Raw genomic sequence first — 19,892 nt, 5'->3', positions numbered from 1 at the left:
CCCGAGCAAATCGAGCGACTAAGGGAACTAAAAGAACAAGAAATTCAGGCCAGCTTGACCAAGTTAAACAATGATATTTACCAAAATGAAAAAGGGTTGAGTGAAGATGACCGAGTTTATCTTGTTGCCTCATCTATCATTGCAACTCTGGGAGTTCCAGGCAAGGTCAAACCTCTTGAAAAAGATGATTTGAAGTGTTCTCAAGAACCTGAAAACACTGACGGGGAGATTATTCTTAGAAAGATTCGATCATTTCTGAAAGAGAAATCTTTACCAAGCAGTAAAAGAGACCTCATCATCAGAACCCTTCAGAACACGCTTACTAGCGACAACCTGAACAAAGTGACTGCCGGTGAAACTCAGCTTAAAAGAGTATTTAATAAGATTGTTGACGATCTGGGCCGTTATTACAAAATCGGTTTGACAACTGACTTTACCGGCAAATTATTCAATGAAATGTACAGCTGGCTTGGTTTCTCACAGGACAAGCTTAATGATGTTGTTCTGACTCCTTCTTATGTTGCGAAGCTTTTGGCAAAATTAGCCCGAGTTGACAGAAATTCCTATGTTTGGGATTTTGCTACCGGCTCTGCCGGTCTTCTTGTGGCAGCGATGAATGAGATGCTGATTGATGCCAAAAACAATATCAAATCACCTCAAGCACTGGCAGCAAAAGAGGTACAAATCAAAGCGGAACAGCTCCTTGGTTTGGAAGTGCTTCCGAGTGTCTACATGCTTGCCATTTTGAACATGATTCTTATTGGAGACGGCAGCTCCAACATCATCAATAAAGATTCATTAAATGATTTTGATGGCAAATACGGTTTTGGAAGAACTCAAGAAGACTTTCCGGCAACTGCTTTTATTCTTAATCCTCCGTACTCTGCTGATGGAAACGGAATGATTTTTGTTGAGAAAGCTCTTGGAATGATGACAAAAGGTTACGCTGCAATCATTATTCAGGGTTCGGCAGGGTCCGGGAAAGCGGCTGATTACAATCGCAGAATTTTAGAAAAACATACACTGCTGGCGAGCATTAAGATGCCCGATGACCTTTTTATAGGCAAATCCAGCGTCCAGACTTACGTCTATGTTTTCCGCGTCAATGAAACGCATCATCCTGATGATAAGGTTAAGTTTATTGATTTTTCAAATGACGGGTACACTCGAACAAGCCGTAAAAAGGCAAGTGTAAATCTTAGGGATACCAATCATGCTAAAGAAAGATATGAAGAAGTCGTACAGCTTGTTCGCTTTGGAGAAAGTAAGTTAAAGCTTCTGACAAAGAAAGAATACTACGAGGGAACCATCGACCCTACCAACGGAGCTGACTGGAACCAAACCGCCCCGATCGACACAAAACCTACTCTCGAAGATTTCAAAAAGACCGTCGCGGACTATTTAGCTTGGGAGGTTTCTACCCTACTCAAGCATCAGGCCAGAGAGGATGATTCTTTGAGAAAACTCACCCCTCTTAACATGAAACTGGAACATGTTAAATGGAGCGAGTTTAAATTAGGAGATTTGTTTGATATACAAAAAACCACAAGTTTCGATTCAGACGAGCTAACCGATGGAGATGCGTATGATTATGTAACCCGTACTTCCAATAACCAAGGGATATTAAGAAAGACAGGGTTTGTTAACCAGTCAAATATAAATAAAGCCGGAGGATGGAGTTTAGGGCTGCTTCAAATGGATTTTTTTTATCGTGAAAGACCATGGTATGCCGGGCAATTTGTCAGACATATCGTTCCAAAAATTGAACTGACAAGGTCATCCATTCTCTTTTTTACTACTGTACTAAATAAACTGAAACCTAAATTGTTATCTGTTTTGGTGCGCCATGTTAATGAAGTCTTTATCAATAGCAAAGTAACACTTCCAATAACAGCCAATGGGAAAATTGATTTTGAGTTTATTGACACTCTCGTGAAGGAATTGGAGACAGAACGAGTGGCGAAGCTGGAGGCATATTTAACTGTCGCAAATTTGAAGGATTTTGATAAGAAAAGAACAGCCGCAAAACAAACAATCGGAGAATAAAAGAAGCTGCGTTGGCCACAAGTCGTAAGCTAAGGTTCGGCTGGGTCAACGTTAAAAATACGTTTTCTGCCTCACCGGGAGCGTTCATTATCTTGTTTTTTCTTTTCTGGAAACTGATCCATGAGAAGTCCTAATTTTTCGTGCATCTTCAGAAAACCATCTGCTAATTTATCTTTGTCGATTAAAGGATCGTTCTGAGTTGCCACAAGGTAATCAAACTGTTCTATCCCTTTATAGGATAATGTGTCTCGGATCGTTGCTCTGGTTGGATAAGACAGCTTCTCGTAATAGTTATTGCAGATGAACGACAGGTCATATAAATCACGAATTTTGTCACGGCCTTGATAGGCCATTGCCTTCATTCTTGCAAGTGCATCGATTGTGTAAACGTTGATCCCGTTAATTTTCGTCCAGTCCTTCGCCGCTTCGCTAATATCGAGGTCTCTATTTCTGTAGGAAACTTCAATTTTTAACGGGTGCAGAGGATTCCCGTAATCCATAAGACACCGTTTCACTGTCGGCGTATCTTTTGCGATTCTAAATTTAATGTTGTGCTGTGTGGAGAAACGCCTGACAATCTCTTTGATGTCCTGCTTTCTGCCGTCTAAATCGATGTCTTCGGAAAAACGATTCAAGCCATAGCAAATCGATAAAGCAGTCCCTCCCTTTAAAACAAATTGATCTGTTTGCTTGTTAAGAAGCAAAAGAAAACTATGAATAAACCTTCCGTGAAGTAACTGCCATTTATCGGTTTCATTATTCATTTTCATGCTCCTTTAAAAACCTCAGCCACGAAACACCATATTCTTTGCCTATGAAATCTTTAATTTTTTCCCATATATGAGATTTTTTCAGCAACAGTAATTTAGAAAAAACTTCTTCAGTGTATATATCGTTGCAAATGAAGTCTTTGTTCATGCCCTGGGCATAACCAAAGTTGCCTTCTGAGACAAGATCGAGTAATGCTCTAATGTGGTTTGCTACCTTGTGCGTACCCGGATGATCCGGCACGAGGCTGTTGTCCTCAATGCCGTAATCTCCGAAAACCGAATCTTCCGACTCTCTAATCGTTAAGTTTTTCCACTGGATTCCCGGTTGGTGCCAGTCTCCGCAAGTCTCTAAACTACACCTTAAATTCAATGCGTGAATGCCAGTGATGTATTTCATGATTTTTCTCGCTCGTCGATCTTGGATCGATAATAATGTTCCTTCAGAAGGGTTTCAATAAATTTCATGTGATTGAGAACCTTTCTGTTTACTCCGTTGACTGAGCTCACGGCGGTTTCGATTACTTCGGAAGTGATTGAACCGCCTTTGTTCTGAGCGTTCAGAACTCTGGCAACTTGGTTCAGATTTGTTCCGACTTTGTTAATCGCCAAAGTGCTGTCAACTATCTGCTTTTTTGTCTTCTCATCAATCTGCGGTTTGCTCAGCAAAAATTCTCTGATGGCTGCTATGACAACGGTTTGAACGTTCTGGCCTCGCTGCAAAGAGACTCTCTTCAAAGCCTCTGCTTCGCTTTCAGTTGTGCAGATTTTGATCGGACGCGTCTTCTCCTCGATTTCATCCAAAACTGTCAGCTTCGGACTCCAATCCTCCTTAAGCGGTCCCTCTAAAACGAATTTGACATAGGCACTCAGTGACATTCCCTTTGAAAAGGCTAACTCCTTCAGTCGGAGTTTTTCCTTTTGGGACACCCAACAGGAAACAGATTCTTTTCGTTCTCTCATGCGTACTCTTCGGTTTTAAAAGGGCGGCTAATTGCCGCCCAAATCATTAAGCTTCAATGATTCTGTTGATTTGAACATCTTCCGCAGGAATTTCTTCTTCAACACCGTCGTCCCATTTCACGAAGACTCCAAAAGAAGATTTCCTCTTATATAAAAGTTCACATTCGCGCCCCTCAACCAAGCAAAGGATAAGGGGTTTTTTGAAAAGCAAGTTCGGTTCATTTGCTTCCAAAAAATCATCTGTGGCCTTTTCCACATCGTTTGAAAATTCTTCTGACCCGAAATTCTCAAGCGGTTCAGTCTCTGTGGTCTTTTCTTCATCGTTAAAAGCCTCGTCGTCAGAACCAACTTCAGAACTATCATCAGCGTTGTTATCATCCTGAGGATCCGCTTCAACCTTGCTCTCTGTCTCAGAGTCATCTTCAAAATCAATGTCGGTATCGGACCCGGTTTCTGTTTTCGTGGTCTCTTCGGTCTCCAGAGAAGACTCTTCTATGGCTCCTTGTTCTTCTTGCCTTTGCTCCTGTATTTCTTCGACAGGAGACTCTTCCTCAGCCGGCTTGCGGCTTGGATCAAAGCTGTTTGCGTCCGATTGAGTGATGGTTTCCTTTGATTCAATGAACTGCTGAGTTTCCTCGGGATGTGTCAGAAAATTCTTAAATAGGAGATATGCCGTCTGGATGCTGTTAATTTTTTTAGAACTTACAGCTTCTCTAATACAGGGAGGCATTTCTGCCCAAGCAGCCAACTTTGAAATCTGTTCTTTTCTTATCCCTAAGTTTTTAGCAATATATGTTTGGGACTCGCCTAATTCGATTCTGCCGCACACAAATTCAGCTAATTCATTGACGTTCAGGTCCGCTCGTTTAAGGTTTTCTGCTACCTGCAAATAGCCAAGTTCTTTTTCGTCGGTATTGTTCTTAACGATTGCTTTGATCGTGTTTGAGCCGTTGAGCGAAACTGCTCTTAACCGCCGTTCCCCGGCAATGACGACGTATTGGTCAGCGGTGATTTTTCTGAGCACGATCGGCTGAATCAAACCGTGCTCTTTGATGCTTTCTGCAAGCTCTGACAGCTGCTCAGGATCGAACTCCTTTCTCGGCTGGTTTGGGTCAGGAATGATTTTTTTGAGTTCAATTTCCTGAATCGTCAGTTCTGAGTTCACTACTCGGTGAGTGAAATTTGAACTGTTTCGTTTTAACGCTTCTAAATTCATTCATTTTCTCCCTTTATCTCAAACAATTTTTTAGTTTCCGGGTTCTGTCCAATTCGTAACGGTTTATGAATCGGAAGGCCTAGTTTGTGAACAAGTGAAATCCATACTCTTGCCAGTTCCGCCGCTTCTTTTCTCGGTTTCCCGCCTTCGGAGAAAAAAACAGGTCGGTGAAACTGCTGCGCGGCTGTGAACTCGCTGCGCTCTGGAATGAAGCAGAAATCCTTCTCTTCCTTCGTTCTTGGGTCGAATTTCTTTAGGAGAAGATTCCCCGTGCTCTTCATAATTTGTTCAAAATTTTCTTTCTGGATGCCCTGCATTTTGACCATGGAGAGAAGCAAACCGACAAGCTCCAGTTCAGTGTTGATCTCCTGAGAAATAATGGAGGCTCGTGTCATGGTTTTGTCAACACCACTGATGCTTTCTGCTTTTGCCTGGAATGGGATTAAATAATTAGTTGACACCGAAAGGGCCGCCAGCTGACGCACATCAGCGCTCGGCGGGCAGTCGATAATGCACAGATCAAAGTTGTCTGCAACGGTTTCAAGCGCGTTGTTAAGGTTCATCGCAACTCGTGCTTCTTCATTGAGACTTTCCAACTCCAACAGAGTGTCATCGCCTGGAACCACTAGGAATTCAGAATCAGTTGAAATTGATTCACCGTCACGCAAAATTTGACCGCTGGAGGCGGGGTTCAGTGAGCATAGGCCCGATTGAGACAGGATTTCTCCGGTGTTGTTCTGTTGATCCAGATCGACCACGAGAACACGATTTCCCAGTTTGTATCGACAAAAATACCCAAGCTGCGTTGTGACAAACGTTTTACCGACACCGCCTTTTTCATTGATTACAGATAAGATTTTCATTTTTGCTCCTTGAACATTGAACAGTTATTTGATTTTTTTAAACGCAACGATTTCTTTTGCATAAAAGGTCCAGATATGAGTGCTGTGCCAAGTAACAGCTCTTTGTCTGCCGTCAGACAGCAGAACTTCGAATGTTTCTTCAGTTTCCGGTTTGAATCGAGGAAAAGCGTTCCAATCGTCAGAAGCTGGTTCCGTTTGGCTTTCAAGCCATTGCTCACTAGGGGGAGGAGAAAACTCTCGAAACGCCTGAATCATGAACTCGGGAATTTGAATCCAATTTTTTTGACTCGTCAGTTTGCCTGTCACAAAGCGACCGTTTTTCAACCTAAGCAGCCAGTAGTCACATTCCAGAGGTTTTCCGTCTATGAATGGTTCTGTGTTCAGACGAGGTGGAATAACGTCCGGCCAATCGTTCCAAACTCCGGGCTCGTACTGGCGTGTCTCCCGAAGGTGTTCTCTGCCTGCGACAATTGCTAATTGTTTGTTGGTCACACTCTGTTCGGCAGAGATCGCAAAAACAATGTCGTTCGCATTGCGACTCTCATAAGCGGCTCTCAGAATGGAGTCCAGGTCTGCGTGATTCTTTAGAGCGCTTTGGATGATCTCTAAAAGCTGCGGATGAAATTTTGATTCGAGATCAACTTCAATCATTCGTTTTCTCCTGTGGATGTTGTTTCAAGAGGCTCCCACGCAACCACATTGCGCGAGGCATATTCGGAAAATCCTTTATGGGTTAGGCAGTCAATAGTGAAGCAGACATCATCAAAAAATGTCCAATTCCAGTAACCTTTGGTTGTTTTGAAACCGACGTCACTGTCGGATTTAACGGCGACTGAAACAAGTTCATAAGGCTGCGGCAAAGAACTGAGATCATTTTCAGATACCCTTGCCCAATCGATTTTTACCCGATGGTGAGCGAGGTTTAAACGAGACATATCGCCTCCTGAAATCGGATAGAATCGCAGAGCAGAATAATCGGCACCTGCCTATCTTCAAGTGATTTCCTTGCTTGCTTAAAACAGATTGGATCGTTGCCGGTAAAGGATTCTCGCCGGGGATTTCTTTTTAAGAATGAAAGGCGGTACGGGTGTTTATTTTGGCCCCGTAAAACGGCAACGGTCCAACTGCTGATAACAGTCGAGCCGAAGGTAGAATTTCCCGCAATCTCTTTATTGGAATTGCTTCTTTCTGAAGCATAGGCCCCGCCAGAAATGAGAACTTCTAAATTTCTGGAGGGAAGAAAAACACGGGACTCAAACCACACTGGCCGGTGTGGAAAGAGTCCCTGATTAATAAGGAGATTTGTCGTGCGAGCACGTGAAACTACACGACTACTTCTGCTCCTTATCGTGTTGAGGGAATTATCCGTCAATGCTGACTTTGTTGTCAACTTTGAAGGCTCAATTTCCTTTGCGATCATTGGAGCAGCGGCGCTATTGCTTTTGATTAAGCAATAGCGTTGTGCGATGCCGGGACGGTTGTTTTGTTCCGGCATTTTTCTTTGCAAAAGACGGGTAGAATTCCCCGCAATCTCTTTATTGGAATTGCTTCTTTCTGAAGCATAGGCCCCGCCAGAAATGAGAACTTCTAAATTTCTGGAGGGAAGAAAAACACGGGACTCAACCCGCACTTGCCGGTGCGGGAAGAGTCCCTGATTAATAAGGAGATTTGTCGTGCCAACACTCAAAACAACACGACTACTTCTGCTCCTTATCGTGTTGAGGGAATTATCCGTCAATGCTGACTTTGTTGTCAACTTTGAAGGCTCAATTTCCTTTGCGATCATTGGAGCAGCGGCGCTTTTGCTTTTGATTAAGCAATAGCGTTGTGCGATGCCGGGACGGTTGTTTTGTTCCGGCATTTTTCTTTGCAAAAGACGGGTAGAATTCCCCGCGATCTCTTTATTGGAATTGCTTCTTTTTGAAGCATAGGCCCCGCCAGAAATGAGAACTTCTAAATTTCTGGAGGGATGAAAAACACGGGACTCAACCCGCACTTGCCGGTGCGGGAAGAGCCCCTGATTAATAAGGAGATTAGTCGTGCAAACTCTCAAGAAAATACGACTACTTCTGCTCCTTATCGTGTTGAGGGAATTATCCGTCAATGCTGACTTTGTTGTCAACTTTGAAGGCTCAATTTCCTTTGCGATCATTGGAGCAGCGGCGCTTTTGCTTTTGATTAAGCAATAGCGTTGTGCGATGCCGGGACGGTTGTTTTGTTCCGGTATTTTTTTAAGATTTTTTGAGTTCACAGGGATTTCCTCCGAAAACTCGGCCAATTGAACACAACAATCTGAGAAGATTCACAGACACGATCAAACGACCGTTCTTCCAGATATTCCTCGATTGAATCTGCACCTGTGAGGTTCAGGTTTGAGACAAAAATCGTCGGACGCAATGACTCGTATCGGTTGTTGATCACCTCAAAAAGTAAATCCCGATCCCTGGAGGAAGCACTTCGGTAAGCTCCGATTTCGTCAAGAACGAGCAGATCGACTGCGGTGAATCGTCTAATCATTTCTTCCTGGGTCGTTCCTGTTCCCGCCCAAGTTGATTTGATTTTGCACAACAGTTTGTCCACAGAGGTGAAAAATCCGGAATGCCCGGCTCGAATGACTTGAGAAAGAGTGGCACACGCCAAATGAGTTTTTCCTGTCCCGCATGTGCCGATCAACAGAAGTCCACGCCCATCTGCCAGAGAATTGGTGAAATTATCTGCAAAGTTTTGACAGGATTCGAGCGCAAGTTTCTGATTGGCCGCAGCCACTACGTAATTCTCGAAATTTCTTTCAGCGAAACGACGAGGAATTTGACTCTCGCCAAAAATTTTCCGGATGCGGCTTTCTTCTCGGCAAACAGGACATTCAGCCGATAAAACGATGCCCCCGCCGATTAGACCTTCGTTGCGAAGCATTGATGCAAACCATCCGTGCTTTTCACAGCATTTTGCTATGTAGCGGCTTTCGTCGATTTTTTCTCTTGGGGTGAAGTTGTTCATGACTACCTTGATTCTCATTTTTTGTAATTCGGATCGATCTTCCAGGTTCCATCAGGCAGTTGGATCAAGCCCTTCGTGTAATCACGCTGCGGCCCTTGTTTGGGTGCGGCTCGAAGCGTTCCGTCCGGAAGTCTGACCACGCCGGCGTAATAATCGCGCTCGGCGAATTTCTTTGGTGCTGTGGGTTTGCTTCGGTTTCTCAGTGCGGCGGATTCTCTCTGGAGAGATTTCACAACAAAGGCGATTGCTGAGCTGAGCGGTTTGTTTTCCTTGTCCTTGGCTGCCTGACAGCGAGAGAAAACAGCCTGAAAAGTTTCTAAATCAAAGTTTTTAAAGTCCCGAACGAGATCGTCAATCGCCTGCTGATTCTCCGCTTTTCGTCTCATCCAGCCTTTCAGATTTTTTTCGTCCAGACCGAAATACTTCAAAATCGATAGAAATTCATCTACCGAACATTCCCGATTTTCTTGCGCGAAAAGTTGTTCAACTTGTTTATCCGATACGGATTCCGATACCGATTTATTTTTAATATTTTTTTTATTAATAAAATTATCCGAATCAGAATCGGACGCGCGTGCATATGTGTGTGCGCTCGCGTGAGGAGCAGGGACGGCGGTTTCATCGGCGGTTTCGGTCAAATCCTCAGAATCCCCGTGAATATTGGGTTTAACAACGGAATTGGGCGAATTTAATGCAATATATTCTTCCGAATTAATTAAGCATTTGCCATCCCCTCCATTGGCATTTGAAATGTAATTGTTATCTGATTGAATAATATTTTCTATGCAATTGACATTGCTATGAATTGAACTTGTTATGCAATTGCTATCTAAGTTTGTATCATTTGCTATGGAAATGCTATTGTTTTGTGTTGCATTTGCCATAGTATTTTTAGTGCTTTCTAAGATAGGTAAGTGCTCTTTAGGCGTTTTTTCTTTCCAACGATTATTTGCGCCAGCTCTGCCAGCCGATGCTCTTTTTTTGGAAATTATTTTTTCTTGCTCTTCCCGCGCTTTTCTTGAAGCGAGAAGTTGTTCGTATTCATCTTTTTTCCACAACCCATTGTCGAAGTAGAAAAACTTATTTAAAACTGCTTGCAATGCTTTTTTGTGTTCTATGTCTATGGTTGGACATAAGCCTGCAATATCGAGCGCGTCTAATGCTCCATTTTTTATGAAATACCCACACCGCAAGGAAAACAAAATTCCTCTATGAAGTAAAGGTAATGGCATGAAATCGAATAAAAATTCTTCTTGTGTGATTCCGTATATGTCGTTTGTCCGATAACCTGTTCTCATATCAATCACTAGCCTTTAAGCGAAGAATTTGTGTTTCGAGATTTTTTTGTTTCTGTATGAATAGAATTCATAATGTGATGAAGCAAAATTTGTCTACGATGTACAAATCATACTCGTACAAACTTAATTTGTACAGTTTGTACAAACAAAATTTTATTTGGTGTAAAATTAGAGATATGGGATCAAAGGAATAAATTATGAGTAATACGAACCGTTTTATTGTTTTATGTTTATTTAGTCTTTGCTGCGAGGCGAATGCTGGTACCCTTGATCTCTACCAAGATGCTTCGACATTGAGCTATGCCGAGATTTCCAAGGTTGTTGAAAAACTTGAAATCAAAAAAGAAGACTGCAATTCTTCGTACTTACATAGCTTAATGGCAAAGTTGTCAAAATTGCAGCAAGAAGGTGTTATTACATTCGATCAAAAGCGGGCCCTGAGGAGTCCGCTCGTTAAACAGATTGAACAGTGCAGAAAGAACCGTCTACTACACCGTTAGTCCGAAACTTTAAATTCTCGTACCGGAACAGACATAAATACCCTGGGCAAGAATTTTTATTTTAGAAATGTCGGACAACGTCTGCGAATAATCATCTGTTCTAATGATGTAACCTCCCTCATAGTTGATGGAGATGAATCTGATCATCTCCTTTCCTCCGATTTTAATTAAATAGACTCCATCCTTCTTAAAGTCATTAACGCCAAAATCTACGATCAAAGCATCTCCCTCTTTTACAATCGACTTCAATGAGTTATCAGTTATTGGAATAAATCTCAGATTTTCTTCTGAAGTCGGGTTTAAAACAGATTTAATGAAAAAGTCACTCAATTTCATTTCTCCTTCGAATATATGATTCAAAACACTCGAAGGAGGGTTATCGCTTATGCCGTAAGATTTGATTCTGTTGATTGTTGATTTCAGGTATGAATCTGAACTTTTCAACTCCGTCTCTTCGCTGCCGAGGTGAGAGACATCCATCCAACCTGGAGGAAGGTGTAGTTTTATTTCTATATTTCGCGCAATTTCAGCTCCCATGGTCCTCTCTCTTGAAGAACTCGGGGTTTTGGTCCTGTTTTTTATTTGATGCAATGTGCCGTCATAACGTTTCCTTCCTAATACCTCATTAAGTTTTGCTACTGAACCATAGATATTGACAAGTGACAGTAAGTTCTGTCTGCGAGTTTCATAAACGTCAGGCATTTTGGTCTCCTATGCCATAGGTATAGCAGACAGTACAAATTTGCTTGTCTAAATATGTACAATTCAAATTTGTACTTTAGGTAAAAATTCATTTGTTATATGTACAAATTATTGATAAAATCTTGTACATGAATGCAGAGATGAAGTTATGGACCTTAAGGCTTATTGTGAATTTTTGAAGAAGTTAGGTATCCCTGATCCAAGAGGTTTTGTTGCTTCTCAGTTGGAAGTAACTAAAGGAACTATTAATTCCTACATTTGCGGACGCAGGTGTATTCCTATTGAGCAGTGTCTTCATTTTGAGAAGTCAACGAATCGACTTCTTCAGTGTGAAGACCTTCGTCCAGACTTTGATTGGTCCTTTTTTCGAGAAAGTAAAAACATGAGAAAAAGGGATGAAAACCTTGAAACCCTTTTTATGAAGCGGTAGGAGCGCAGAAAAAATGCCTAATGTATATACGCAGCTCAGAGCAGAACAGGTTGCAGATCGTCTGGGGATTTCTCTCTCCACGTTCAACCGTTTAATCAAAACTGAAACAAGCTTTCCCAAACCAATCAAGTATTCATCTCGGTGGGTGGCTTGGTTTGAGCTTGAGGTCAATGATTGGATTTTGCGTAAAGCAGCGGAACAAAGGGGAGTCGAGCCGGAAGTTCTGCTGAGTCATTTGCGTGAAATCGCTCCGCAGTCTGAACAACAATCGGAACAATTCAATCAGATAGGGGCAGCTTAAAAAAATAAAAACTCACTCCCCCGATAAAAAATGACGAACTTCTTTGAAATATTGGCGAACTTTTTTGAAAGTCATTTGGCGCTGATAATTGCGAGTTTATGGATTTTCAACATTGGATTCCTGGTCTACGCCGCTTTCTATAAAGTTAAATGGGATGATGACAAACGGGTTATTGCAGCTTTTCTCTTGGCTCTTCTGAATTTTTATGTAACCGGAATGTATATAGGTATTGCAGAAAGACAACCAACCTCTGAGTCATCTGTCAGACCATTTTCTTCATTTGCTCAACCGCTTCATAAACAGGAACTACGTACAAGACATACGGTGACTTCCTCAAGGATGTATAGATGGAAATCCTTATCACTCCTTCAGTTTCAATGTTCCTTTTTAAAGGCGGCAGGAGGATGCTATGACTAATTTCCTTAGCGTCATCCAGAATAAAAGGGATATTCCTGTAAAGAATCCTTTCTCGCTTCGAATCGGACTCGAACAATCCGAAAGGTTCAGTTCTCACGGAATACAGAACAAAAGGAGCAGATGCTCTAACGATTCTAAGGCTCAGACAGCAAAACTCTCTTGTGATTACAAATGTGGGTTCTATAACTGGCTGATAGCAGTCGTGGGATGTACGGTATTGCAATATTGCCACGAACGAGTAAGTGACTGTGGCTATTACCATTACCGCATTAAAAAAAGCAATTGCCTTATCTTGACTGAGGGCGATGAGGCCAAAAAAAATTGGCCCATAAACAATGAGAGTAGCAACTCCAAACCAAATCAAAAACAAATAATCCGCACGATTAGCTCTTTCCGGTCTGTACAACAGTGTTTTCTTTATCAACTTTTCCTCCGCGTATTGGGTTGGGATTTTTTATTGGATTTTCAAATTCTACCCAGTACTGCGGAGGCCTCAGCCAGGGGAAGACGAGAGAATGACATTAGTAGGATTAGCGTCAATTACGATAGCCGTCTCTCTATCCGTTCTACTAAAGAAGAATATAGCTTGGATCGTCTCGCTGTTTCAGGGAACGATACCGTGCCTAGTGTACTTTACGATAAAAGATTATGTCCCTCTAATAATAGAGGCGACATTGCTATTCGCTTTATTTGCTTATTCCTATGGTTTTCTGCGACCATTTTTTTCACGCAGATTTCGAGAATGGACAGACATAGAATTTATTCTATATTTTCTGCTAATGCTCCTTCTTTGCGCCCTTGTATTCATTCTCTTCGAAGTGTTCGAATCCGGTTTAGAACTCTTTTGCTCGGTCTGACTTTTTTCATTCCTCATTTCAGCAACAGTCATCGCCGAAAACAAAGCGCAAAACATAGACATTGCAGTGCACAAGAAATCAGTCATTTTGGGTTCTTTATACCAACAAACAATCAGCGCGATAAGGCTGGCAGACGACCAGAACATAAATTTATCGACGGAATCAACTTTCATTTTTTACTCCGCGTATTGGGTTGGGATTTTTTTAGGGATAGTCAAATTCTACCCAGTACCGCGGAGGTCTTAGCCAGGAGGATCGGATGATGCCTGAACTGTTTTTCTTCATCATTCTCGGCCTGTGCTGCCTGACTATTGCGCCTCTGTTTTTGTTCCAAAACGATGGAGACCCAGTGTCCTTCACTGCACCGGGACTAATGCTGATCGGCATTATGTTTGTCCTCATTGGCTGCTGCGGATTTGTAGGGCTGGAGAGTTACGGGAGCTGATGTGATGAAAACTTTCAATTATCCGATAGGAGACATGGTTATTCCCTATGTCAACTCTATTATTCCTGACATTTTGTTCTTCTTTGTTTTGTGTTTTTTGTTGCTCTCAGTATTTGAAACTTTCTATTGTTTTTTTCTTTTGCAATCAGAAAATGCGGAAAGGGTCAAGAAAGAATTTTTAAAGTTGCTGGTTGTCACCACATTCCTGCTACAAAGCGTTGGAGCCTACTTTCTCTTTAAAGCAATTCTTTCGCCAGCGCCTTCGTGTGCTTATTTACACAATGACGGCTGCAATCTTAATAGAGCGCTGTTTCTTAAAGCTGCGATAGGTATGGGAGGCTAAAGATGGAATGTCTTTATTACTTGCTCGGAGCTTTTGCGCCACTAGCCATAGCTTTCTTCTTATGGTCGATAGGAAGAGACTATCTAATCGAATCATTTTTAAAAGCATGGGCTCTTATCTGCTTTATTGCTCTTGTTGTTTTAGCTCTGAAAGAACCTTGTGAACCTCTGACAACTGAAACTCCTGCAAAGAAAAATAACAGCGAAAGTTCATGCTGGTTTCAGCTTGAACAAAAACATCTATCCGGCCCACTTTTTGGGTTTCCCACCTATCGGGTAGGTAATCCACTACAAATTGCCAAGCAGGAGAATGAGTTATGAGAGTTTTATTCAGTTCTATCCGCTTGACAATTTCACCGGTGTTTGAAAGGAACCTTCCTGAGATACTTGTAATGGACAGCACAATGACCTGTTCGTCTTTGGCTGACATGGATAAAAGAACTTTTCGGTGCCATTTTCCGATATTTTTATCAGCCATTGCAGAGACTCTAAACATATTTCTGCGAATTTCATATCCGCCTTTAAAACTATTAAAAAATAGTGTAACCAATGCAGCAATACCACCGACAGAAATAACGGTTGAGAGTTCACTCATTTTTCTCCTCCGAGGGTTGATTAGTAATTTAAGTGTGCAAACTAAATTCTATTCTTCCCCTCGGAGACCACTACCTATCGCGTTTTGAGGACTCAATAATGAAAACAATCCATCAAATCCCAAAACTTAAAACACTTTTGAGTGCAGCTGTTGTCAGTTCTGCGCTGTTTGCATACGGCTTCCATGCGTTGGCTGAAGACCTGACGGATTACTCGTCGATTCCGGGAATGCCAAAAATTGATCTTTTGAGCGGGGATGATCGCTGGGGCTGTGAAGTGCTTTTATGCCTGGCTAATCCGAACGGTCCTCGTGCGGTTTCGGAATGCAGACCTCCGATTGACAAGCTTTTTGACTGCCTCTCCTGGAGACATCCCTGCAAATTTCCGTCCTGCCCGATGGCTGGCGATGGCAATTATGCCAAGCAGCTTAGTGACGGCTTTGATCCATGCTCTTTGCAAGGCATGGAGGATGCTCCTCAAGGGTTCTTAACTGAGGGGAACTTAAACGATGCTAAGAAGTTCAAGACGACTCGTGGAAATAGGAAATTTTTAACGCACGGTCACTCTTCCTATAACTGGGGCGGTGAGCACTGGTTCAAAGCGACAGAGGATTCGCCCGGTTATTGGGGCGGAACAAAAGCATGCGTACGGGGCTATCAAGGCATCGCTTACGAGCCCTATACATGCCAAGAAGATTCCGGGGACAGCTCCTACACGACAACTTGTTATCGACCTGTGAAGGTCTATGAAGAAGTTGTTTGGCAGAAATACCAATCCAGACGCGCTATCGACGTTTTTATCAACGGGAAAAATTGGACTCGCGTGCATTGGTAGAGCGTCTAATTAGAAGGAATGAGCATGATTGAAATCACAGCTTCAGATATTTTTTGGATCGGCGCAATGGACAAAATATCGCTGGGCTTAATGTTAACGAGTCTGTTTTGTCTCTTGTTAATAGTAATTGCCGTTGAAAGCAGTTCCGTCGGACTTTTGCTTTTCGCTCTGTTACTTGGCATCTTTTCATTATCTTTTCATTTACCGCTTGGGTCCTCACTCCGAGTTCTCAAACGTACGCTGCCATGAAAGTTCTTCCGGCAATCGTAAACAATCAGCGAATACAAGGTGTCGCCGAAAATGCTTTGGAACTGACAGAACGTTTCCTTAAGGAGCATCTGGAAAGTCAACTCGGCACAATGAAGGAGAAAAAATGAAACAACAGAAATTTGAAAAAGCTTTTAGACAAGCTGTAAACAAGGTCATTACGGACGATTCTCGTGAGTCAGAGCTTTTGAAGCAAAAAAAAATTATTGCAGGCTGCAAAAACAAGCTTGCGGCTTCCGGCATGCTCCTTTACTACTTTTCTTGTTGCGGCGATGACCAGAGCGAAGCTAAAAGAGTGGCCCTTGCGAATGATATTTCTGAAAAGCTCTTTGTCAACAAGAGCCCGGAAGAAGAATTCTGGAGCCTTTCCGCCAAAGATTTATTTGAAACACTTCTCATGCTTTTGGCTCAAGAATGCGGAAACAACAATCCGGTTAAGGAGTTTTACAACCTTCTGGCAATGACCCAGGATATTCAAAAATTTAGCAATAAGTTAGAGCAATTCAGCCAAAGCGATAAAGGGCAACAATTTTCGAAGATTATTCAGCGCTTTCTGAGTAATTCGGAGGCCACCAAGACAGGAATTGTCGCCCATATGAACAATCAATTGCTCGGCTTTATGCGTTTTGATCTAGTTTGAGAGAAGACATGTACAACTTTAAGACTTGGACTGCTCCGGAAAGTTCTCGATCAAGCACTGCAACGTTTTCGCGATCCTTTTCATACCCTTGCATGAGTTCTGGAACTGTAACTTTTACCTTACCAGAAACCATCAATGCAGCCATGAGGGCTAAGATTTTCAGTTCGTTGTACGTAAATGTCGTTTCGTTCATTTTTATGCTCCTAAAGAGGTTAAGGTTAAGTAATTTATCAGTGAGCAGTGTTGATTTTGGCAAAAATATTGCACTGCTCACCAATCATTCTACCCCTCTTTAGGAGCACCAAAAACACCATGTATATCAAAGAGTTAGAGAAATAACAATAAAAAGAGATAGGCAAAATGGAAGATCGCGTTAGAACGATGAGCTGCAATCTCAGCAACCGTTACTTGAATCCCGGTTTTAAAGAGTTGCGCAGCACTATTGCAGATCATCAAGCTCCTTCTTGGGGCCAGATGCATTTTTTGGTTGAGTTGTGCAAAAAAACAATTGAAGAACTGGAGAAAAATCCTCCGGAAGAAAAGGAGTATTACAGCTGCTATATTCTTTGCACCTGCGGACCAAAAGACTTTTTAATAGGCGTTCTTGAGGTCATTGAAGAAACAGAAGAGTACGACTTTTGGCTTCCGCGCATTGTGATGGAATGGGAAGAGAGGGAGCTATTCTTAACCGCTCTTCAGATTATCGGTAAATATCTCGGGCTGATCTCACATAAGGAAATACCAATTGTTAACCGCTCTGAGTACCGTATAACCATTGATCCATACTCATATTCCTCAAATTTCGATCAGCTAGGGCAAGTAGGTTCCAACCTTGTCCGAATCGGTTCTTTTGTCCGAAGGGAAAACCTATACAGTTCATTGGATGTATTGTCCTCCGTCATTGATGAGCTTGAAGCAGAATACAGACGCTTGAGTGGTTTTCTCGACTGGTTCCAGCAGTGTATTGGAGACAGCGGGCGCCTCTATAGAGATAAAAAGAACTTCCGATTCTTGCAAAAAGCCGCTCCGGCAGCAGAGTCCAACAGCGTGAGACTTGCAAATGGGCTTAGAGAATGCGGATCAAAAATCCAATGTATAAAACGTGGATTATCAAACCTGGGACAGGAGGCCAAACTGTTTCAAAAAGAAGATCCGAAAAATTTGGAGATTGTCGATGATCTACACGGGTATTTAGGAGGTCTTGAATATGCGATAAGGCGGCTGAAAGAGCATCTTTCTGAAAAAGAAAAGGCCGAACAAGCCCGAAAATACTGGACTGATGAAGATATAGCTAAATTTTTAGCAGAACTCTCGGAACCTAACGATGATCCGGAGCCGGTTCTGTTAGGTCAACCTAGGCTTTGCCCTAAGTCGGAACTTCCAGAGCATCCCGACAAGGAGAACAGACAATGAGAATCAACAATCAAGAAATCAAAAACGCGGAAATTTCTGTGGTATCTGAACGGAAAGTCCAAGGACTCAAAGGACTCAAAGCAATTTTTACTTACGAGGCCCGGATAAAGAAAAAAGGTCGGACGTATAAAAAACAGTCTGAAGATTTGGGATTCCTTCAGAACTGGCTGCTCTCTCAATTAGAGGCTGCATAGATATGTAGTCGCAAAGTTTATGTCCGGGACAGCGACCTTCTTCTCAGTAGAAGCTGGTTAATGTTCTTGGCAGGACACATTAACCGTCCCGGACACCCCAATTTTAAGTCCTGCCCCGCAAGGAAAGAGCGGTGAGTGTTTTATCTTTCCAACTGATGTTCATGATGGGTCGCGCAAAAGTCCTGCCAGATTTTTTGATCAAAACACGTTATGAACAAAATATTCAAAAAGGTATTCAACCGCTCCCGAGGCGTATTTGTTGCTGTGTCAGAGGCTGTTAGCTCGGCATCTCAGCAAAACAAAAAGTCCGTTTTAGTCGCGGCAGCCGTTTTAAGTGTCATTGCGTCACCTGCTGCTGCGCTGACGACCATTGACGGGGATGTATTCGGGAAGGATTCTAGAATTCCCTTCCAAAGTCGAGGAACTGTCCTTTCGGACAGCACTACGATCAATGGGAATTACACATGGAATATTGATAGAAGCGAAGGCTTTCGACATGGCGTACTGACCATTTCGATTGGTGCTGATTACTATAGTTCCCTCAGTAATACATTGACCGTTGAAAAAAACTTTCGAGTTACAAACAACGGCAGCGTCAACATCGCACACAACGGCGATAAAGGCGGAGACATCTATTCAAGTTTGGTCGTAAAGGGTGATGCGACCATTGATTCCGGTTCAGACCTTAGTCTGATTACGAGCGGAGACAGCGGTAACGATCCGACGATGCACGTTAGCTTGATCGTAAACGGAACGCTCTATAACAACGGCAGTCTCTATTCCATCGGAGGTAATGAAGCAAGAAAAACCTACGGATCTTTCGCTATTAACAACTTTGTCAACAACGGCTCTTTTTGGTTCGATTCACCGAATGATCTAAACGGTACTTTCAATAACGTAACTCAAGCCGGAGGCTCTTTTCAGCAACTGGCAATAAATGATTTCCATATCAACGGAACGCTGACTGTTTCCGGTGGAACGATCATCAATAACGACACAATTGTTGTCGGCACTGATTCCGGAAAATTCTCTGTAGGTCAAGTATTGAACCTGGCAGGCGGTTCGGTCAGCAATTTATCTGTCCTTACCCATGTGGGCGGTTCGGTCTTGGCCTCGAGCGGCTCTTACGGGATCGGAACACTCAATAAATCCAACGGTTCATTAACGAACCAAGCCACTCTAGCTATTACTAACTTCAACCAGTCAAACGGTACTGCGGCAAACTCCGGCAATTTGACCATTGGCAATGCCAATCTTTATGGGAGTTTGACAAATACAGGCACGTTGTCCCTGACCGGGACGGTGACCTCTCGCGGAAACCTGACAAGCTCAGGCACACTGAACAACCGGGGAAACTGGACTGAAACTGCTCACTATGCAATTTCCGGCAGCCTCAACAACAGCGGTTCAGTGAACTTTCAAAACGGCTTTGATTTTGGCTCCAACGGGCGTCTGAATTCGTCCGGCACGCTTCAGACGAATAATGCAGCCAACGTTTTTGATTCATTAGGCAGCCAAGGCCAAACCGCTCTATCGACTGTCAGTTTGCAAGCAGCTCTGCCGGAGGAAACCAAAACTGCGTTGACCGATCTCTTCAGACACTACGTTCCCGGAACCGTTGCTCAGTCTTTGATTGACCACGCAACATTTACCGGCGGAAAAGTGATCGTGACCGGAGTCAATCTCACGACCACGCAGCGTGACGATTTGCTTCAGGCATTCAAAGCAAAGTTTTTTCTCCCGGATGCTTTCACCAGTGCTGTTTCTCAACAGTGCTGATTAAAGCATCAGATCCCGAGGAGGAGA

25 protein-coding genes are annotated in these 19,892 nt (G+C 42.8%); 11 read left to right on the top strand and 14 right to left on the bottom strand.

Annotated features, from left to right (window positions below; genetic code table 11):
• The first annotated feature begins 54 nt into the window (after positions 1-54).
• On the top strand, positions 55-2,046 hold the full coding sequence (locus AC6I1F_RS08980) for a restriction endonuclease subunit S (protein WP_497801753.1): 1,992 nt from the start codon (positions 55-57) through the stop codon (positions 2,044-2,046).
• A gap of 71 nt (positions 2,047-2,117) precedes the next feature.
• Here the strand turns inward: AC6I1F_RS08980 and AC6I1F_RS08975 are convergent, their stop codons facing one another.
• The 10 genes from AC6I1F_RS08975 to AC6I1F_RS08930 are packed head-to-tail and all read right to left on the bottom strand — an operon-like array spanning position 2,118 to position 10,150.
• Positions 2,118-2,810, bottom strand: a complete 693-nt coding sequence (locus AC6I1F_RS08975; RefSeq protein ID WP_237178761.1) for a nucleotidyl transferase AbiEii/AbiGii toxin family protein — start codon at positions 2,808-2,810, stop codon at positions 2,118-2,120.
• Positions 2,803-3,213 (bottom strand): hypothetical protein, encoded by a 411-nt coding sequence (locus AC6I1F_RS08970; RefSeq protein WP_160335436.1) that lies wholly within the window; start codon positions 3,211-3,213, stop codon positions 2,803-2,805. The genes AC6I1F_RS08975 and AC6I1F_RS08970 overlap by 8 nt, the downstream gene beginning before the upstream one ends.
• Positions 3,210-3,776 carry a plasmid mobilization relaxosome protein MobC gene (locus AC6I1F_RS08965; protein ID WP_160335437.1) on the bottom strand — a complete coding sequence of 189 codons (567 nt, stop codon included), beginning with the start codon at positions 3,774-3,776 and terminating at the stop codon, positions 3,210-3,212. The genes AC6I1F_RS08970 and AC6I1F_RS08965 overlap by 4 nt, the downstream gene beginning before the upstream one ends.
• A gap of 46 nt (positions 3,777-3,822) precedes the next feature.
• Positions 3,823-4,992: a ParB/RepB/Spo0J family partition protein gene (locus AC6I1F_RS08960; protein ID WP_160335438.1), complete on the bottom strand. Its 1,170-nt coding sequence runs from the start codon at positions 4,990-4,992 to the stop codon at positions 3,823-3,825.
• Positions 4,989-5,855: a ParA family protein gene (locus AC6I1F_RS08955; protein ID WP_160335439.1), complete on the bottom strand. Its 867-nt coding sequence runs from the start codon at positions 5,853-5,855 to the stop codon at positions 4,989-4,991. The genes AC6I1F_RS08960 and AC6I1F_RS08955 overlap by 4 nt, the downstream gene beginning before the upstream one ends.
• A gap of 24 nt (positions 5,856-5,879) precedes the next feature.
• Positions 5,880-6,506 carry a hypothetical protein gene (locus AC6I1F_RS08950; protein ID WP_160335440.1) on the bottom strand — a complete coding sequence of 209 codons (627 nt, stop codon included), beginning with the start codon at positions 6,504-6,506 and terminating at the stop codon, positions 5,880-5,882.
• The gene (locus tag AC6I1F_RS08945; protein ID WP_289164138.1) at positions 6,503-6,790 is read right to left on the bottom strand and encodes a hypothetical protein; all 288 of its coding nucleotides are present in this window, start codon (positions 6,788-6,790) and stop codon (positions 6,503-6,505) included. The genes AC6I1F_RS08950 and AC6I1F_RS08945 overlap by 4 nt, the downstream gene beginning before the upstream one ends.
• On the bottom strand, positions 6,778-8,106 hold the full coding sequence (locus AC6I1F_RS08940; RefSeq protein ID WP_497801752.1) for a hypothetical protein: 1,329 nt from the start codon (positions 8,104-8,106) through the stop codon (positions 6,778-6,780). The genes AC6I1F_RS08945 and AC6I1F_RS08940 overlap by 13 nt, the downstream gene beginning before the upstream one ends.
• On the bottom strand, positions 8,103-8,870 hold the full coding sequence (locus AC6I1F_RS08935) for an ATP-binding protein (RefSeq protein ID WP_497801751.1): 768 nt from the start codon (positions 8,868-8,870) through the stop codon (positions 8,103-8,105). The genes AC6I1F_RS08940 and AC6I1F_RS08935 overlap by 4 nt, the downstream gene beginning before the upstream one ends.
• Positions 8,867-10,150: a hypothetical protein gene (locus AC6I1F_RS08930; RefSeq protein ID WP_497801750.1), complete on the bottom strand. Its 1,284-nt coding sequence runs from the start codon at positions 10,148-10,150 to the stop codon at positions 8,867-8,869. The genes AC6I1F_RS08935 and AC6I1F_RS08930 overlap by 4 nt, the downstream gene beginning before the upstream one ends.
• A gap of 197 nt (positions 10,151-10,347) precedes the next feature.
• Between AC6I1F_RS08930 and AC6I1F_RS08925 the strand changes: the two genes are divergently transcribed.
• Positions 10,348-10,650 (top strand): hypothetical protein, encoded by a 303-nt coding sequence (locus AC6I1F_RS08925; RefSeq protein WP_288319314.1) that lies wholly within the window; start codon positions 10,348-10,350, stop codon positions 10,648-10,650.
• Between the two features lie 9 nt (positions 10,651-10,659).
• Here AC6I1F_RS08925 and AC6I1F_RS08920 read toward each other — a convergent pair whose 3' ends face one another.
• A complete protein-coding gene (locus AC6I1F_RS08920; protein WP_288319315.1) occupies positions 10,660-11,352 on the bottom strand; it encodes a S24 family peptidase in 693 nt (230 codons plus the stop codon).
• Between the two features lie 148 nt (positions 11,353-11,500).
• On the opposite strand from AC6I1F_RS08920, the gene AC6I1F_RS08915 reads away from it, so the two are divergent.
• The gene (locus AC6I1F_RS08915; RefSeq protein WP_304855481.1) at positions 11,501-11,782 is read left to right on the top strand and encodes a transcriptional regulator; all 282 of its coding nucleotides are present in this window, start codon (positions 11,501-11,503) and stop codon (positions 11,780-11,782) included.
• Positions 11,783-11,795: 13 nt separating this feature from the next.
• A complete protein-coding gene (locus AC6I1F_RS08910; RefSeq protein WP_290149956.1) occupies positions 11,796-12,083 on the top strand; it encodes a helix-turn-helix transcriptional regulator in 288 nt (95 codons plus the stop codon).
• Between the two features lie 1,117 nt (positions 12,084-13,200).
• Here the strand turns inward: AC6I1F_RS08910 and AC6I1F_RS08905 are convergent.
• Positions 13,201-13,530: a hypothetical protein gene (locus tag AC6I1F_RS08905; RefSeq protein ID WP_160335449.1), complete on the bottom strand. Its 330-nt coding sequence runs from the start codon at positions 13,528-13,530 to the stop codon at positions 13,201-13,203.
• A gap of 86 nt (positions 13,531-13,616) precedes the next feature.
• Here AC6I1F_RS08905 and AC6I1F_RS08900 point away from each other — a divergent pair, with 86 nt between their 5' ends.
• Together AC6I1F_RS08900 and AC6I1F_RS08895 are read left to right on the top strand one after the other, a co-directional pair.
• Entirely contained in the window at positions 13,617-13,802 is a 186-nt protein-coding gene (locus AC6I1F_RS08900; protein ID WP_160335450.1) for a hypothetical protein, read from the top strand.
• 1 nt (position 13,803) lies between these two features.
• The gene (locus AC6I1F_RS08895) at positions 13,804-14,145 is read left to right on the top strand and encodes a hypothetical protein (RefSeq protein WP_290149954.1); all 342 of its coding nucleotides are present in this window, start codon (positions 13,804-13,806) and stop codon (positions 14,143-14,145) included.
• Between the two features lie 123 nt (positions 14,146-14,268).
• Here the strand turns inward: AC6I1F_RS08895 and AC6I1F_RS08890 are convergent, their stop codons facing one another.
• A complete protein-coding gene (locus AC6I1F_RS08890) occupies positions 14,269-14,739 on the bottom strand; it encodes a hypothetical protein (protein ID WP_290149952.1) in 471 nt (156 codons plus the stop codon).
• 98 nt (positions 14,740-14,837) lie between these two features.
• Between AC6I1F_RS08890 and AC6I1F_RS08885 the strand changes: the two genes are divergently transcribed.
• Both AC6I1F_RS08885 and AC6I1F_RS08880 read left to right on the top strand, forming a co-directional pair.
• Positions 14,838-15,572, top strand: coding sequence for a hypothetical protein (locus AC6I1F_RS08885; RefSeq protein ID WP_497801749.1), 735 nt, complete (start codon positions 14,838-14,840; stop codon positions 15,570-15,572).
• 373 nt (positions 15,573-15,945) lie between these two features.
• Complete coding sequence (locus tag AC6I1F_RS08880) at positions 15,946-16,479, top strand: hypothetical protein (RefSeq protein WP_290448955.1); 534 nt, start codon at positions 15,946-15,948, stop codon at positions 16,477-16,479.
• Here AC6I1F_RS08880 and AC6I1F_RS08875 read toward each other — a convergent pair.
• The gene (locus tag AC6I1F_RS08875; RefSeq protein ID WP_118631491.1) at positions 16,457-16,672 is read right to left on the bottom strand and encodes a hypothetical protein; all 216 of its coding nucleotides are present in this window, start codon (positions 16,670-16,672) and stop codon (positions 16,457-16,459) included. The genes AC6I1F_RS08880 and AC6I1F_RS08875 overlap by 23 nt on opposite strands.
• 167 nt (positions 16,673-16,839) lie before the next feature.
• Here AC6I1F_RS08875 and AC6I1F_RS08870 point away from each other — a divergent pair, with 167 nt between their 5' ends.
• The 3 genes from AC6I1F_RS08870 (at position 16,840) to AC6I1F_RS08860 (ending at position 19,865) form a co-directional block, all read left to right on the top strand.
• On the top strand, positions 16,840-17,892 hold the full coding sequence (locus tag AC6I1F_RS08870) for a hypothetical protein (protein WP_290448954.1): 1,053 nt from the start codon (positions 16,840-16,842) through the stop codon (positions 17,890-17,892).
• Positions 17,889-18,086: a hypothetical protein gene (locus tag AC6I1F_RS08865; protein WP_008865049.1), complete on the top strand. Its 198-nt coding sequence runs from the start codon at positions 17,889-17,891 to the stop codon at positions 18,084-18,086. Before AC6I1F_RS08870 ends, AC6I1F_RS08865 begins: the two co-directional genes overlap by 4 nt.
• 210 nt (positions 18,087-18,296) lie before the next feature.
• Entirely contained in the window at positions 18,297-19,865 is a 1,569-nt protein-coding gene (locus AC6I1F_RS08860; protein WP_290448953.1) for an ESPR-type extended signal peptide-containing protein, read from the top strand.
• Positions 19,866-19,892: the final 27 nt, after the last annotated feature.

The sequence above is a fragment of the Parasutterella sp. St.1A3 genome (genome assembly GCF_059728705.1).
This window is presented reverse-complemented; position numbering and strand designations above follow the sequence as displayed.